Source organism: Streptomyces sp. NPDC043738 (assembly GCF_056436545.1).
This window is the reverse complement of sequence record NZ_JBWKCJ010000017.1, coordinates 61127-76119: the sequence shown is the minus strand read 5'-3', so window position 1 is coordinate 76119 and position 14993 is coordinate 61127. Positions and strand designations below refer to the sequence as shown.

10 protein-coding genes are annotated in these 14993 nt (G+C 72.3%); 2 read left to right on the top strand and 8 right to left on the bottom strand.

Annotated features, from left to right (window positions below; translation table 11 throughout):
- Positions 1-59: 59 nt before the first annotated feature.
- The 4 genes from AC0680_RS22385 to AC0680_RS22370 form a co-directional block, all read right to left on the bottom strand.
- A complete protein-coding gene (locus AC0680_RS22385; protein ID WP_478631675.1) occupies positions 60-2942 on the bottom strand; it encodes an NHLP bacteriocin export ABC transporter permease/ATPase subunit in 2883 nt (960 codons plus the stop codon).
- Between the two features lie 10 nt (positions 2943-2952).
- Complete coding sequence (locus AC0680_RS22380; protein ID WP_478631446.1) at positions 2953-5244, bottom strand: NHLP family bacteriocin export ABC transporter peptidase/permease/ATPase subunit; 2292 nt, start codon at positions 5242-5244, stop codon at positions 2953-2955.
- Positions 5241-6047, bottom strand: coding sequence for a hypothetical protein (locus AC0680_RS22375; protein ID WP_478631444.1), 807 nt, complete (start codon positions 6045-6047; stop codon positions 5241-5243). Before AC0680_RS22375 ends, AC0680_RS22380 begins: the two co-directional genes overlap by 4 nt.
- Before the next feature lie 176 nt (positions 6048-6223).
- Positions 6224-6439 carry a type A2 lantipeptide gene (locus AC0680_RS22370; RefSeq protein WP_384440462.1) on the bottom strand — a complete coding sequence of 72 codons (216 nt, stop codon included), beginning with the start codon at positions 6437-6439 and terminating at the stop codon, positions 6224-6226.
- Between the two features lie 769 nt (positions 6440-7208).
- On the opposite strand from AC0680_RS22370, the gene AC0680_RS22365 reads away from it, so the two are divergent.
- Positions 7209-8240 (top strand): PHP domain-containing protein, encoded by a 1032-nt coding sequence (locus AC0680_RS22365; protein WP_478631441.1) that lies wholly within the window; start codon positions 7209-7211, stop codon positions 8238-8240.
- Positions 8241-8252: 12 nt separating this feature from the next.
- Here the strand turns inward: AC0680_RS22365 and AC0680_RS22360 are convergent, their stop codons facing one another.
- The 4 genes from AC0680_RS22360 to tdh form a co-directional block, all read right to left on the bottom strand.
- Complete coding sequence (locus AC0680_RS22360; RefSeq protein WP_478631439.1) at positions 8253-9599, bottom strand: chloride channel protein; 1347 nt, start codon at positions 9597-9599, stop codon at positions 8253-8255.
- 94 nt (positions 9600-9693) lie between these two features.
- Complete coding sequence (locus tag AC0680_RS22355) at positions 9694-10602, bottom strand: LysR family transcriptional regulator (protein ID WP_478631436.1); 909 nt, start codon at positions 10600-10602, stop codon at positions 9694-9696.
- A gap of 33 nt (positions 10603-10635) precedes the next feature.
- Positions 10636-11892 (bottom strand): glycine C-acetyltransferase, encoded by a 1257-nt coding sequence (locus AC0680_RS22350; RefSeq protein WP_478631433.1) that lies wholly within the window; start codon positions 11890-11892, stop codon positions 10636-10638.
- 49 nt (positions 11893-11941) lie between these two features.
- On the bottom strand, positions 11942-12970 hold the full coding sequence (gene tdh, locus AC0680_RS22345) for an L-threonine 3-dehydrogenase (protein WP_478631430.1): 1029 nt from the start codon (positions 12968-12970) through the stop codon (positions 11942-11944).
- Positions 12971-13344: 374 nt separating this feature from the next.
- Here tdh and AC0680_RS22340 point away from each other — a divergent pair, with 374 nt between their 5' ends.
- Positions 13345-14841 carry a S1 family peptidase gene (locus AC0680_RS22340; RefSeq protein WP_478631428.1) on the top strand — a complete coding sequence of 499 codons (1497 nt, stop codon included), beginning with the start codon at positions 13345-13347 and terminating at the stop codon, positions 14839-14841.
- The last annotated feature ends 152 nt before the right edge of the window (positions 14842-14993 follow it).

The following is a 14993-nucleotide window of genomic DNA, read 5'->3' as shown; positions in this document are numbered from 1 at the left end:
GGGAACGGCTCGGCCCGGCGGGGCCGTCCCCTTCCTCGGGGACGCCGCCGGCTCGCGGCTCAGGCCAGCTGGCGGCGCACCAGGTCGTGCAGCCGGCCGCCGGTGTCGGCCAGCAGCTCGGCCGGGGCGCCCTGCTCGACGATCCGGCCCTCCTCCATCACGATCACGCGGTCGGCGTCCATGACCGTGGTCAGCCGGTGGGCGATCACCAGCCGGCTGGCGCTGAGCCTGCGGGTGCTGTCGATGACGATGCGCTGCGTCTCGTTGTCCAGGGCGCTGGTGGCCTCGTCGAAGAAGAGGATCCGGGGGCGGCGGACCAGCGCCTGCGCGATCATCAGGCGCTGGCGCTGGCCGCCGGAGATCGCGCCACCACCGGAGATCATGGTGTGCAGGCCCATCGGCATCCGCTTGATGTCCTCGGCCAGACCCGCCATCTCGGCGGCCGCCCAGGCCTCCTCCTGGGTGAATGCCTCCGCACCGCAGATGCAGTCGAGGATGGAGCCGGTGAGCGGCTGGGCGTTTTGCAGCACGACCCCGCACTGGCGGCGGACCGCGGCCTGGTCCAGGGCGGCGAGGTCCTGCCCGTCGTACAGGACGCTGCCCGAGGAGGGCTTGTCGAAGCCGATCAGGAGCCGCAGCAGGGTCGACTTGCCGCATCCGCTGGGCCCCACCACCGCGACGAACTCTCCGGGCCGGACCCGGAGCGAGACGTCGTCGAGGACGAGCGGCCCGTCGTCGGTGTAGCGGAAGGAGAGCTTCTTGGCCTCGATGCCGCCGGAGAGCGTGCCGGGCTGGGCGCTGGCGCCGCGTACCTCGGGCGCCTCGTCCAGCACCGGCTTGATCTGCTCGAACATCGGCAGCGCGGCGGCGGCCGCGACGAACGCGCCGGTGATCTGGGTGACCGAGGTCAGCAGCATGGTCACCGCGGTGTTGAAGGTGAGGAACGAGGCGGCGGACATGGTGCCGCGGGCCGGGCCGGCCAACAGCATGAACAGGGTCAGCGAGCACAGCGGCAGATAGACCGCGTTGAGCACGGTGGTCAGGTTCTTGATCCGGCCGGCCTTCTGCTGAAGCTCCCGGGAGCGGGCGAACTCCCGGGCCCAGGCCGCGTACGCGAAGCTCTCGGCCGCCGCGACCCGCAGCTTGGGCAGCCCGCGCAGGGTCTGGAACGCCTGGTTGTTGAGCTTGTTGCCGAGCTTGACCAGCCGCCGCTGCCAGCGCAGCTCCCACAGGCCCATGGCGAGGAACACCGCCCCGATGACGAGCAGCATGCCGATCGCGGCGAGCGCCAGCGGCACGCTGTAGACCAGCAGCAGGACGAGGTTCATCGCGCCGACCGTCGTGGACTGCACCGCCACCGGGCCGACGCCGGACAGCACCCGCCGCACGGCGCTGATGCCCATCGCGGCACTGGCCAGCTCGCCGGTGGAGCGCTCGGTGAAGAACTTCGTCGGCAGCCGCAGCAGCCGGTCCCAGACGGCGGGCTGCAGCGCGCTCTCGATGCGGCCCTCCAGCCGCAGCACGGTGAGGTTCTGCAGCAGCATGAAGGCGGCGGAGACGATGCTGGTGACGACGACCGCCAGGGAGACCTGGACGATCAGGCTGCGCTCCGCGGCGGGTACGTAGACCCCGAGCACCTGGCCGGTCGCGAGGGGGACGAGCGCGCCGAGGCCGACCGTCACCAGTCCGCTCAGGGCCAGGTTGCGGACGTCCATCCGGGTCCCGCGCAGGCTGAAGCGCATCAGCCGCCACATGGTCAGCGGCCGCTCCGGCAGCGGGCGGTAGAACATCACCGCGCGCGGCTCGAACTCCCCGGCGTTGTCCTTGCCGATGCGCAGCCGCAGTCCGGAGGCCGGGTTGACGGCCTCGTAGCGGCCGCGGCGCCACAGCAGCGCCACCGGGGCACCGGACTTGGCGCGCTGCCCCACCAGCGGGCCGGTGTTCGTCCGCCACCAGCTCCCGGCGAGCTTGACCGCCCTGGTGCGGATCCGGGAGGCGACCGCGATCCGCTCGACCGGGGAGACCCGGTCGTTGACCGGGCCGCCCTTGGGGGGCTCGGTCAGCGTGATGCCGGCCGCCTCGGCGACCGTCCGGCACACCGCGAAGGTGGCGTCGTCGCCGGCCCGTCCCGGTCCGTCACCGCCCCGCCCGGAGCGCTCCGGCCGGCCGATGGAGGCCAGCAGCGCCTGGTCGGCCCGCTCGCGGACGGCCTCACCGGCCTTGATGCCGGCCGCGGTGCGGTCCTCATGGGCGCGCTCCAGCTGCTCGATCCAGCGGTCGACGGCGGACAGCAACCGGTACTGCTGGTTGACCATCTGCTGCCACAGCTCGGGGTCCACCAGCAGATCGCCGGCCGCCTCCGCGCTGTAGGAGGCGCCGTACTGCACGCTGCCGGGCGGCACCGGCATCCACAGGACGTCGTCGTCGGCCACCGCGTCGTCGCCGGGCCGGCCGTCGAGCGGTGCCTCGAAGAGCACGCCCGAGCTGCGGGCCGTGCCCAGCGCGAAGGCGTGCTCCAGTGGGGAGGGTGCCTCGTGGCCGTAGCCTCCCTGCGCGCCGTACTGCGCGAAGGCCCCGGTGTCCTGGTACTCGCCGTACGGCGCGTAGTCGTACCGGGGCAGCTCGCGCAGCGGGATCCGGCGCAGCCGGCAGTCCTGCGAGGGCCGGCCGAGCAGGGTGTGCTGGGGCCCCTCGACGGGGCCGAGCAGCAGGGTGCCGGCTTCGAGCCGGCCGAGGAAGTGCCAGTGCCCGGCGGCGGCGGCGTCGACCGCGAAGAGGTCCAGCGCACCGCCGGTGACCAGCCACAGCACCTGCGGCCCTTCGAGCGGAACGCTGCGCAGGCCGGTGCAGTCGACGGGCGCGCCGAGGCCGCCCAACGCCTGCGTCACCGCGTCGGTCGTGCCCGGCTCCGCGGCCGGGGACGAGGAGACGGGCGGGGGCATGGCTGACACGTCAGTGCTCCTTGACCAGCTCGGCGTACGCGCCCCCGGCGGCGACCAGGTCCTCGTGCCGGCCTCGTTCGACGACCACGCCGTGGTCGAGGACCACGATCTCGTCGCTGTCGCGGACGGTGCTCAGCCGGTGGGCGATGACGACGCAGGCGCAGCCGCGCCGTCGCAGGTTGTCCATGATGATCTGCTCGGTCTGGGCGTCCAGGGCGCTGGTGACCTCGTCGAGGACCAGGATGCTGGGGCGTCGGACCAGGGCGCGGGCGATCTCCAGCCGCTGCCGCTGCCCGCCGGAGAAGTTGCGGCCGTCCTGCTCGACGCGGCTGTATATGCCGTCGGGGCGCCGGGCGATGACGTCGTCGTAGAGGGCGGCGTCCTTCAGGGCGGTGACGACCGCGTCGTCGGGGATGGAGGGGTCCCACAGCGCCACGTTGTCGCGGACGGTGCCCTCGAAGAGGAAGACGTCCTGGTCGACGAAGGAGACGGAGGCGGCCAGCGCGCTGCGGGAGAGGTCCTCCAGGCGCTGTCCGTCGATGCGGATGGTGCCTTCCCAGGGGCTGTAGAGGCCGGAGATCAGCCGGGAGACGGTGGACTTGCCGCTGCCGGAGCCGCCGACGAGGGCGACCTGCCGGCCGGGGCCCACCGCGAGGGAGAAGCCGGTGAGCAGCGGTTTGTCCAGCGGGCTGTAGCCGAAGGTGATGTTCTCCAGCGTCACGTGGCCGGTGAGCCGGCGGGTGCCGCCCGCCGTGCCCGGGCGCGAGTAGAGGGTGTCGGCGGGGAAGGACTCGACGTCCTTGAGGCGGGCCACGTCGGCGGCGAAGTCCTGGATCCGGCCGGCCACTCCGTTGAGCCGGGTGATGGGCGCGGTGAAGCGGGTCACCAGCGCCTGGAAGGCGACCAGCAGGCCGATGGAGATATGGCCCTCGACGGCCCGCATGCCGCCGATCCACAGGATCAGCGCGCTGTTGAGGGTGGCGAGGGTGGGGGCGACGACGGCCAGCCAGGCGCTCGGCACCCCGAGCCGCTGCTGTTCCTCCAGCGTGGCGGCGTGCTGGCCGGCCCAGCGGCGGAAGTAGCCGTTCTCCCCGCCGGTGGCCTTCATCGTCTCGATGAGCTGCAGGCCGGTGTAGGAGGTGTTGGTGAGCCGGGCGGTGTCGGCGCGCAGCTTCTGGGTGTGGGTGGCGCGCAGCCGGACGACGATCCGCATCGCGACGACGTTGAGCAGCGCGATCCCGATGCCGATGACGGTCAGCTGGGGGTCGTAGCTCCACAGCAGGAGCGCGTAGAGGACGACGACGATGCCGTCCACGCCCGCGGCGGCGAGGTCACGGGCCAGGGTTTCGGCGACCGCGTCGTTGGACTGCAGCCGCTGGACCAGGTCGGCGGGGCTGCGCTGGGCGAAGAAGGTGACCGGCAGCCTGAGCAGATGGCGCAGGAAGCGGGCGCTGGTGAGGGTGGAGGAGATGATCCGGCCGCGCAGCAGGTTCGCCTGTTGCAGCCCGGTCAGTACGGCGGTGAGCACCACCATCGCCGCCATCGACGCGAAGAGCGGCCCCAGCAGCGAGGTCTGGTTGCCGATCAGGAACATGTCGATGTACGTCCGGCTGAGCGCGGGCACCGCGGCGCCGACCGCGACCAGCAGCAGGCTGGCGAGCAGCGCGGCCAGCAGGGTGCCGGTGGTACCGCGCAACCGGGCGGGCACGGCGCCGAGGACGCCGGGTTTGCGGCCGCCCTTGCGGAAGGACTCGGACGGCTCGAAGACCAGGGCGACGCCGGTGAAGCTGGTGTCGAAGTCCTCCGTCGCCACGAAGCGGCGGCCCTTGTCGGGGTCGTTGATGTGGACGCCGCGGCGGCCGAGGCGGCGGCCCATGCCGTCGTAGACGACGTAGTGGTTGAACTCCCAGAAGAGGATGGCCGGTGCCGTGACCTCGGCGAGCGCGGCCGGTTCCATCTGCATGCCCTTGGCCGTCAGGCCGTAGGAGCGGGCCGCCTTGAGCAGGTTGCTGGCGCGGGAGCCGTCGCGCGAGACGCCGCAGGCGATCCGCAGCTCTTCGAGCGGGACGTGCTTTCCGTAGTGGGCGAGGACCATGGCCAAGGAGGCGGCCCCGCACTCCACGGCCTCCATCTGCAGGACGGTGGGCGTGCGGACGGTCTTCGGCTTCCCGGTCTTCGGTGCGGGCGGCGCACCGCGCCGGGTACGACGGGTGCCGGGCGCGGGCTCGGGGCGGTGCCGGCCGCGGCCGGGCGGCGGGAGTTGCTGCTGCCGGGCGGCGGCGGAGTCGTGGGGTGCGGTCACGGCAGCAGCCAATCGACCGGGTGCTGCGCGGCCAGGTGGACCGCTCCATTGGCCAGCGTCATGGAGTCGACGGCGTAGGGCGGGCCGCCGGAGGTCGACCAGGCGTAGCCGGACTTGTTCTGCGGGGCGGCGTCGAGCTGGACCAGGACCGCGACGGGCGGGCCGTGTTGCGAGAACTGCTCACCGAGCTGGCTGCTGCCCAGGAAGGCGCCGATCCGCTGGCGGGTCTGGGCCATCCGGCCGACGGCCTTGACCCGGCCGCGCAGCACGCCGTACCGCTGGTTGGGCACGGACTGGACGGTGAGGTCCACCGCGGCGCCGACGGGAACGGTGGCACTGCTCTCGGCCGGTACGTACAGCGTCGCCGTCAGGGGGTCGTCGGCGTGTGCGACCCGTTCTACGGAGGCCACGTCCGCTCCGGTGGTGACGACCGAGCCGATCGTGGCGACCATCGTGGTCAGCCGTCCGGCGGCGAGGGAGCGTACGACGGTGGTGCCCTGCGCGGTACGGACCTTGAGGACGGGGGTGCCGGCGGCCACCCGCCGGCCTTCCTCGGCGAACACGGCGGTGACCTGGCCCGCGACGGGGCTCTGCAGGATGTAGCTGCCCTGTCCGTAGGTGAGGATCCCGGGTGCGTTGAGCGTGGCGGAGACGGTTCCGGTCACCGCCCAGCCGGCCGCGGCGATCACGACGAGGACCGTGACGATCAGCACGAGCCAGCCCTGTGGCCGGGCGAAGCGCACCGGCAGATCGATCTCCTCGGGCGACTGCAGCTTGGAAAGGGCCTGTTGGCGGAACTGCACGACACTCTTCCCTCAACTGCAGTGTTCTGTCAGACGGATGGCGGCCGGGTGCCCCGGGGCCCGGGCGAGCCGGGCGGGTCCGGGGCACACGGCCCGGCAGGTCGGCAAGGAGGGGGCGCCGACCCGCCGTTGTCACCGTTCAAAGCCGGCTGTGCCGCTCAGCGGCACAGAGGGGCTCAGAGACCGGAGACGAGGCCCGTGACGGCGCCGGTGTTCACGCCGGTGGTGCCCTGGACCAGGCCGGTGACCTCGCCGACGAGGGGGGAGACCGGGGCAACGGAGTCAACGGTGCCGCTCACGGAACCGACCACGCCGCCGACGAGGCCACCGGACACGTTGTCCAGGTCGGCGTCGGAGATTTCCTGGGTCTGAACCTGGGGGGTGGAGTTCATGATGTTTCCCTTCGGATGAATATCTCGAAAAAGCTGCGGCCGAACCGTCCGGTGGGCTGGTCCGACCACGGCAGCGGGAGTCCGGGCCCGAAATCGGGAACCGTTGGTGTGACTCCCGCAGTGCGAAGGATCAAAGCATGCAGGCGCGTTGTCCGGCTAATCCGACTGCCGCCGAACCGGACGTCGATGCTCCGCCGAATTACGTGTCGTGCACGCCCATCCATGAATCGGTGGCAGCTTCTTCACAACTTCTGCGGTTTCCTCTCCACGGATGCGCCAGGCCCACGTTCGACGAACGGGACATTCCCGCACCAAACCGCTGACGTGCAGGTCAGCGCAGGTATCCGGCACCGGAGTCCGTGTGCCGACTGCACATTCGGTGTGCAGATTCCTTGAAGGCGGTCAATTTTTACGGCACTTGACCACCCGCCAGCTCCAGAACTCCACTGCCCATCCCCAACGAACCCCGCCGAATGTCGCAAGAGCTTTAACTGCGCCCGATTCACCCACATTTCCCGGTCCGGCATTGCGGCCGTAGAACGTATTGAACGGAATCATCAGCACTATCCGTGCGTCATTCCGAAGCAATCGGATCGACCGCATCGAGAACGGACATAACCGCATAACGGCACGGCTTCCGACTCGGCGGAAAAGGGCGATTTACCGCCGGTATCACCCCGGTGGCAGCCCGCTTCCGGGTGGGGCACCGTGAAGGGGACCCGGCAACGGGGACCTGAAGGGCCGGGCACGCCGGGAAGGAGCCGCCTACGTGGAGCCCGTCGAGGCGCTGGAGCGCATCGCCTTCCTCCTGGAGCGCCAGGGCGCCCAGACCTATCGCGTACAGGCCTTCCGCACGGCCGCCACGGCGATCGCCGCCCTGCCGGACGACGAGCTGCGCACCCGCGCGGACGACCACTCGTTGGGGCGCCTGAAGGGACTCGGGCCCAAAACCACCCGGGTGGTCGAAGAGGCGCTCGTGGGCGTGCGGCCCGAATACCTCGCCCGCCTCGAGGACGAGGCGGGCGGCCCGCTGGTCGAGGGGGAAGGGGGAGCGCGGCTGCGGCAGGCGCTGCGCGGCGACTGCCATCTGCACTCGGACTGGTCGGACGGGGGCAGTCCGGTCGAGGCGATGGCCAGGGCCGCCCGCGACCTCGGCCACGACTGGTGTGCGCTGACCGACCACTCCCCCCGGCTCACCGTCGCCCGCGGCCTGACCGCCGAGCGGCTGCGGCGGCAACTGGCACTGGTGGCGGAGGTCAACGAGCGGCTGGCGCCGTTCCGGCTGCTGACCGGGATCGAGTGCGACATCCTCGACGACGGCACCCTCGACCAGGAGCCGGAGCTGCTGGCCGAGCTCGATGTGGTGGTCGCCTCGGTGCACTCCAAGCTGCGCATGGACAAGGCGCCGATGACCCGGCGGCTGCTGGCCGCGGTCCGCAATCCGCTGGTGGACGTCCTCGGCCACTGCACCGGGCGGCAGATCACCGGCAAACTGCGCCCGGAGTCGCAGTTCGACGCCGAGGCGGTGTTCGCGGCCTGCGCCGAACACCACACGGCCGTGGAGATCAACTGCCGTCCCGACCGCCTCGATCCCCCGCGCCGGTTGCTCCGTCAGGCGCTGGCGGCCGGGACCCTGTTCGCCATCGACAGCGACGCGCACGCGCCGGGCCAACTGGACTGGCAGATCTACGGCTGCGCCCGCGCCGAGGAGTGCGGCGTGCCGGCGGACCGGGTCATCAACACCTGGACACGGCGCCAGTTGGCCACCTGGACCGAAACCGGCCGGACACCGCGCCGGTGAGCCGACGGCCGGTCAGGCGGGGGACGGCGCGGCGACGGGCACGACCGGGGTGAGCCGGAGCACCACGACGTACGCGACGACCACCGCGACGATCACCAGCGGCATGACCGTGAGCCCGTTGCTGCCCATCAGCAGCGTGGCCAGCAGCACCGAGCTCATCGGAAGCCGGAGCATCGCCACCGCCATCGCCCCGACCCCCATCGCGAACGCCGGGGTGAGCGACAGGCCGGGCAGATGGGACAGCGCCACCCCGCCCGCCTCCCCGATGAACAGCGCCGGAAAGATCGGTCCGCCCCGGAAGGCGCTCATCGAGGCGCAGTACGCCAGGCTCTTGCACAGCACGAGCAGCACCAGCGCCGCCGCCGAATAGCCGGCGCCGCCATGGACCAGCGACCCCAGCGCCGACTGCCCCGAATAGAGCACCTCGGTGGCGGGCTTGCCGGTGGCCGCCGCGAACCCGACCGCCAGCCCGCCGACCACCAGGCCCATCAGCACCGTCGCGGGCACCCGGTGCCGCGCGACGCGCGCCTTCAGCAGCTGCGCGAGCCGCCGTACACCGGTCCCGAGGAACGCGGCCGCCAGCCCGATGACCACGGCCCAGCCGAACTCCCCGGCCATCGGCTGCGCGGCCGTGGGGACGTCGTCCAGTGTGAGCGAGTACGTACCGAGGCCGGTCCAGTCCCCCAGCCCGGTGAAGATCAGCGCCCCCAGGCCGGACGCGAGCAGGCCGGGCAGCAGCACCATCCCCAGCATCGGACCACCCAGCCCCACCACCTCCATCAGCAGGAAGGCGCCCAGGAGCGGGGAGCCGAGCAGGGCACTGATCGCCGCGAAGCTGCCGGCGGCACCCACCACGGGCAGGACCCGCTTCGGCAGGCCCCGGTCCGTCAGCCGTACGGCACACATGGCCAGCCCGCCGCCGAGGGCGATCAGCGGCGCCTCCGGGCCGAGCACCACGCCGAAGCTGAGGGACGCCAGGGCGGCGAGCACGATACCGGGCAGGGCGGAGGGCGCCGGGGCGCCGCCGAGCGCCAGTCCGTCGGCCGGCTCATGGCCGCCGTTGCCGGGCAGGTAGCGGATGACCGGCCCGACCAGCAGACCGGCCACCGCGAGCATCGGCAGCGGCCACCACAGCGGTGTCCCGGCGAAGCCCAGTGCCCGCGGCAGATCGTGCTCGATCAGCGGTTCCAGCGCGTGGACCAGCGCGAGAAAGCCGAAGGAGGCGGCGCACACCGGGACGCCGATCACCGCCGCCACCAGCAGAAGCTTCAGATACCCGCGGGTGCGCACCAGCGCGTAGGGATCCTGCGGCACCGTGGCCGGCGCCTCGCCGACCGGGCCGGTGGGGCCGACCGCCATCGCCTCGCCTCCTCGCCGCCGCCGCGACGAGCCTGCCACGGCCGGCTCGCCCCGGCGGGCACGACGCGGGGCCGGACACCCGAACGCCGCGATCTCACCCCTGCGCGGCCGCGGCCTCCTGGAGGGCGGCCAGGACCGGGCGGAACAGCGGATGTTCCTCGGCTCCACGGCGTACCGCGGCGAAGACCCGGCGGGTGGGCACCACCCCGTCGACCGGCCGGACCACCACCCCCGTGAGGTCCACGTCGCGCAGGGCCGAGCGGGGGACGAGGGCCACGCCGGCCGCGGCGGAGGCCAGGGCGACCACCGCCCGGAAGTCGTCGGAGGAGTGCTCCAGGCGCGGCTCGAATCCGGCGTATTCGCAGGCCAGGACGACCACGTCATGGCAGGGGTTGCCCTGGTACGGACCGATCCAGCGGTCCTCGGCGAGGTCGGCGACCGCCACCTGTTCCGCCTGTGCCAGGCGGTGGCCGGTCGGCAGTACGGCGTCGAACGGCTCGGCGTACAGCGGCAGACGGGTCAGCCGTGGATCGTCCGCGCGGGGCGCGCCCCGGTATTCGACGGCCACCGCCACATCGACCTGCCGGTCGAGGACCATCCGCAGGCTGGCGTCGCCCTCGGCGTCCTGGACGCGGACCTGTATGCCGGGCGCGGAGCGTGCGAGGGCGGTGAGCGCGGGCGCGACGACCAGGCCGATACCGGTGGCGAAGGCCGCGACGGTCACCGTGCCCGCCTCGCCCGAGCCGTACGCGGCCAGCTCGGACTCGGCGCGCTCCAGCTGGGCCAGGACCGCGTTGGCGTGGGAGAGCAGGATGTCGCCCGCGGCGGTCAGCCGCACGCCGCGGGCGCTGCGCTCCACCAGGCGGTGGCCGGTCTCCTGTTCCAGGGCGGCCAGCTGCTGGGAGACCGCCGAGGGCGTGAGATAGAGCGCGGCGGCCGCGGCGGTGACCGTGCGGTGGTCGGCCACCGCACGCAGGATGTGCAGCCGTCGTGCTTCGATCATGCGGCTATTTTCGCAGGCCGCGCCCGCTGGTCCTCACACGCCGGAAGCGGGCTCCGCCTCGGCCGCCATGTCGGACCGCGCCGCCACGAAGGCGTCCACGGCGCGGTGGACGTCCTCGGTGGAGTGGGCGGCCGACAGCTGTACGCGGATGCGCGCCTGACCCTGCGGGACCACGGGGTAGGAGAAGCCGATGACGTACACCCCGCGCTCCAGGAGCAGCTCCGCCATCCGGGCCGCCTCGGCCGCGTCACCGATCATGACGGGGGCGATCGCGTGGTCGCCGGGGAGGACGTCGAAGCCCTCCTCCGTCATCCGGGAGCGGAACAGCGCGGTGTTCGCGTGCAGCCGTTCGCGCAGGTCGCCGGCCGACTCCAGCAGGTCCAGGACCGTGAGCGAGGCGGCGGCGATCACCGGGGCGAGCGAGTTGGAGAAGAGGTACGGGCGGGAGCGCTGGCGCAGCAGCGCGACGATCTCGGCGCGGGCCGCGACATAGCCGCCGGAGGCACCGCCCAGGGCCTTGCCGAGGGTGCCGGTGATGATGTCGACGCGGTCCATCACGTCGTGGAGTTCGGGGGTGCCGCGGCCGCCGGGGCCGACGAAGCCGACCGCGTGCGAGTCGTCGACCATCACCATGGCGCCGTAGCGGTCGGCCAGGTCGCAGATCTCGCGCAGCGGCGCGACATAGCCGTCCATGGAGAAGACACCGTCGGTGACGATCAGCTTGCGCCCGGCGCCCTCGGCCTCCTTCAGCTGGCGCTCCAGGTCGGCCATGTCGCGGTTGGCGTAGCGGAAGCGGCGGGCCTTGCACAGCCGGATGCCGTCGATGATGGAGGCGTGGTTGAGGGCGTCGGAGATGACCGCGTCGTCCGGGCCGAGCAGGGTCTCGAAGACGCCGCCGTTGGCGTCGAAGCAGGAGGAGTAGAGGATGGTGTCCTCCTGGCCCAGGAAGCCGGCGATCCGCTGCTCCAGCTCCTTGTGGACCTCCTGGGTGCCGCAGATGAAGCGGACCGAGGCGAGGCCGTAGCCCCAGCGGTCGAGCGCGTCATGGGCGGCCGCGACGACCTCGGGGTGGTCGGCGAGGCCGAGGTAGTTGTTGGCGCAGAAGTTGAGGACCTCGCCGGGGTTGCCTTCCCCCAGCTCTCGGCTTCGCTCGAGCAGGGGAGACCCCATTGCGGTGACCTTGACGGTGGCGGACTGCGGGGTGCCGATGACGCGCTCGGGCTTGTGCAGTCCGGCGGCGCGGATCTCGTCGAGGGTGCCGCGCAGTTCGTCGCGTACGGAGTCGAACATCAGGGTTTTCTCCAGGAGTCGGGGTGGAACGGCGGGCCGAGCCGAGGGTTCAGGCAGTCCAGTCGAGGATGATCTTGCCGCTGCGGCCGCTCGCGGCGTCGTCGAAGGCGGCGTCGAAGTCCTGGTACGGATAGCGGCCGGTGATCACGGGTGCCAGGTCGAGACCGCCCTCCAGCAGCACGGACATCGCGTACCAGGTCTCGAACATCTCCCGGCCGTAGATGCCCTTGATCGTGATCATGGAGGTGACGATCCGGGCCCAGTCGACGGGGAAGTCCTGGGCGGGCAGGCCGAGGACGGCGATCCGGCCGCCGTGCGTCATGTTGGCGATCATGTCGCGCATCGCCTCGGGCCGGCCGGACATCTCCAGGCCGATGTCGAAGCCCTCGCGCAGCCCCAGTGCGCACTGCCCCTCGGCGATCGTGGCGTCGGCGACGTTGAGGGCGAGGCTGACGCCGACCTTGCGGGCGAGTGCCAGGCGCGACTCGCTGACGTCCGTGATCATGACGTTGCGGGCGCCGGCGTGCCGGGCGACGGCCGCGGCCATGATGCCGATCGGTCCGGCGCCGGTGATCAGCACGTCCTCGCCGACCAGCGGGAACGACAGCGCGGTGTGCACGGCGTTGCCGAACGGGTCGAAGACGGCGGCGATGTCGAGGTCGACGGGGCTGCGGTGCACCCACACGTTGCCGGCGGGCAGCGCCACGTACTCCGCGAAGGCGCCGTCCCGGCCGACACCGAGGCCGACGGTGGCGCGGCACAGATGGCGGCGGCCGGCCAGGCAGTTGCGGCACTTGCCGCAGACCAGGTGCCCCTCGCCGCTGACCAGGTCGCCGGGCTTGATGTCGGCCACCTCGCGGCCGGTCCGCACCACCTCGCCGACGAACTCGTGGCCGATGGTCAGCGGGGTGGCGATCGACTGCTGCGCCCAGCCGTCCCAGGCCCGGATGTGCAGGTCCGTACCGCAAATACCGGTGCGCAGGACCTTGATCAGTACGTCACCCGGCCCACAGTCCGGCTCGGGGACCTCCGTGAGCCACAGTCCCGGCTCCGCCTTCTGCTTGACCAGTGCCTTCACCGCGCCGGCTCCCGTGGGTAGGTAAGAGTGCTGTGACCTGCCGGGAGGCGAATATCGGCCACCCGGTCTCGATCTAGAAATCTTCCGTATGCCGGGCTTCTGGTCCATCGAGGTTTTCTTAAGCAGGGTCACAGCTGCCCTTTACGCCCCACCGGTCCCGGGGCTTCCTGCGGCCGCGGAGCCCGGGGAGTGTAGGGGTTCGCCAACGCGAACGGCGGAATTCATCACAGGTTGAGTGGCCGTGAGACCGGGGTGGGCGGCGCTACGTAGGACTGGGTGAGCAACTCGCACGGGTGCTGACGCGACGCACCGCGGCCTCCCGTGTGCTTCGTCCCTGTGCGTCCCTGGAGGTCAGTGAATTGAGCCACCGACATGTGAACAAGCGGACGGGCGCCGTCGCCGGGGCGGCCGCGGCCGCCATCGCGGCCGCGGCGATCCTGCTCCCCGACGCCAATGCGAGCACGGACCGGCCAACGGTCCCCCGGACGTTCGGCGCCCACGCGGCCACCCAGCTGGCGACGTCGCTCAAGGCGGACCTCGGGGACCAGGCCGCCGGCTGGTACCTGGACGGTGCGAACGGCCACCTGGTCATGAACGTCCTGTCGGAGGACGACGCCGAGAGCGTCCGGGCCAAGGGCGCGGTCGCCAAGGTCGTCCGCAACAGCATGACCGCGCTGAAGGCCGGCACGCAGACCCTGCGCGAGACCGCCGCGGTGCCCGGCACGGCGTGGTCGATCGACCCGAAGACCAACAAGATCGTGGTGCTGGCCGACAGAACGGTCACCGGCGCCAAGATGGCCACGCTGACCAAGGCCGCCGGCGGTATGCGCGAGTTGGTCACGGTCAAGCGGTCCCAGGGCGAGTTCCAGCGGTACGACGGCGGGGGCGCGGGCAGCGCCGCGGGAAGTGCAGGCGCGGGCGGGAACGCCGGCGGGAACGCCGGCGGCGCGAATGCGGGCGGCGCCGCGGGCGGCGGGAACGCGGGTGGTGCCGCGGGCGGCGGGAACGCGGGTGGTCAGAACGCCGGTGGCGCAGCGGGCGGCGGGGACGCCGGAGGCGGCGGGGCGGCCGCCGGGCCGATCGGCGGCAGCGCCATCTTCGGCGGCAACGCCCGCTGCTCCCTGGGCTTCAACGTCACGGTCAAGGGCGCCCCCGCGTTCCTCACGGCGGGGCACTGCGGCAACGACTCGCCGACCTGGTCGGCGGACCAGGGCGGCGGCCAGCCGCTGGGCACGGTCGCCGACTCCAAGTTCCCCAAGACCGACTTCGCGCTGGTCACCTACGACGACACGGCCGCCCAGCCGCAGAGCGCGGTCGACCTGGGCAACGGCAGCACCCAGCAGATCACCAAGGCCGCGGAGGCCGCCGTCGGCATGAAGGTGCAGCGGTCGGGCTCCACCACCGGGCTCCACGACGGCACCGTCACCGGCCTGGACGCCACGGTGAACTACGGCAACGGCGACATCGTCAACGGCCTCATACAGACGGACGTCTGCGCGGAGCCCGGCGACAGCGGCGGCTCGATGTTCTCCGGCGACTCGGCCGTCGGACTGACCTCGGGCGGCAGCGGCGACTGCACCCAGGGCGGCGAGACCTTCTTCCAGCCGGTCACCGACGCCCTGGAGGCCACGGGGGCCGAGATCGGTGCCGGTGCCGGTGACGGCGCAGGCGGCGCGGACGCCGGAGCGCAGGACCCGGGCACCGGTACGGAGGACCCCGGAACCGGCACCGAGGACCCGGGCACCGGCAGCGGTGCCGACGACCCGGGCACGGCCACCGAAGACCCGGGAACGGGCACCGAAGACCCCGGCGCGGGCATGGACGACCCCGGCGCCGACCCCGGCATGAATGGTGGTGATTCCCTGAACTGACCACACACTCCCGGAGGTTCGCCTTCCGCGACGGCCCCGCCCACCCCCCTTATCCCCTGTGGGCGGGGCCACTGCGATCCACGAGACCCCTGGGCGAGGCGGAACCATAGCGACCGCCGACGGAGCGGTGCCAGAATGACCGGCCCTACTCC

What these genes read in the sequence shown, in the direction of transcription:
- AC0680_RS22385 (WP_478631675.1), bottom strand. Translation starts at nt 2,942, where the DNA reads ATGCCCCCGCCCGTCTCCTCGTCCCCGGCCGCGGAGCCGGGCACGACC.
- AC0680_RS22370 (WP_384440462.1), bottom strand. Translation starts at nt 6,439, where the DNA reads ATGAACTCCACCCCCCAGGTTCAGACCCAGGAAATCTCCGACGCCGAC.
- AC0680_RS22360 (WP_478631439.1), bottom strand. Translation starts at nt 9,599, where the DNA reads ATGGCGGTCGGCCCCACCGGCCCGGTCGGCGAGGCGCCGGCCACGGTG.
- AC0680_RS22355 (WP_478631436.1), bottom strand. Translation starts at nt 10,602, where the DNA reads ATGATCGAAGCACGACGGCTGCACATCCTGCGTGCGGTGGCCGACCAC.
- AC0680_RS22350 (WP_478631433.1), bottom strand. Translation starts at nt 11,892, where the DNA reads ATGTTCGACTCCGTACGCGACGAACTGCGCGGCACCCTCGACGAGATC.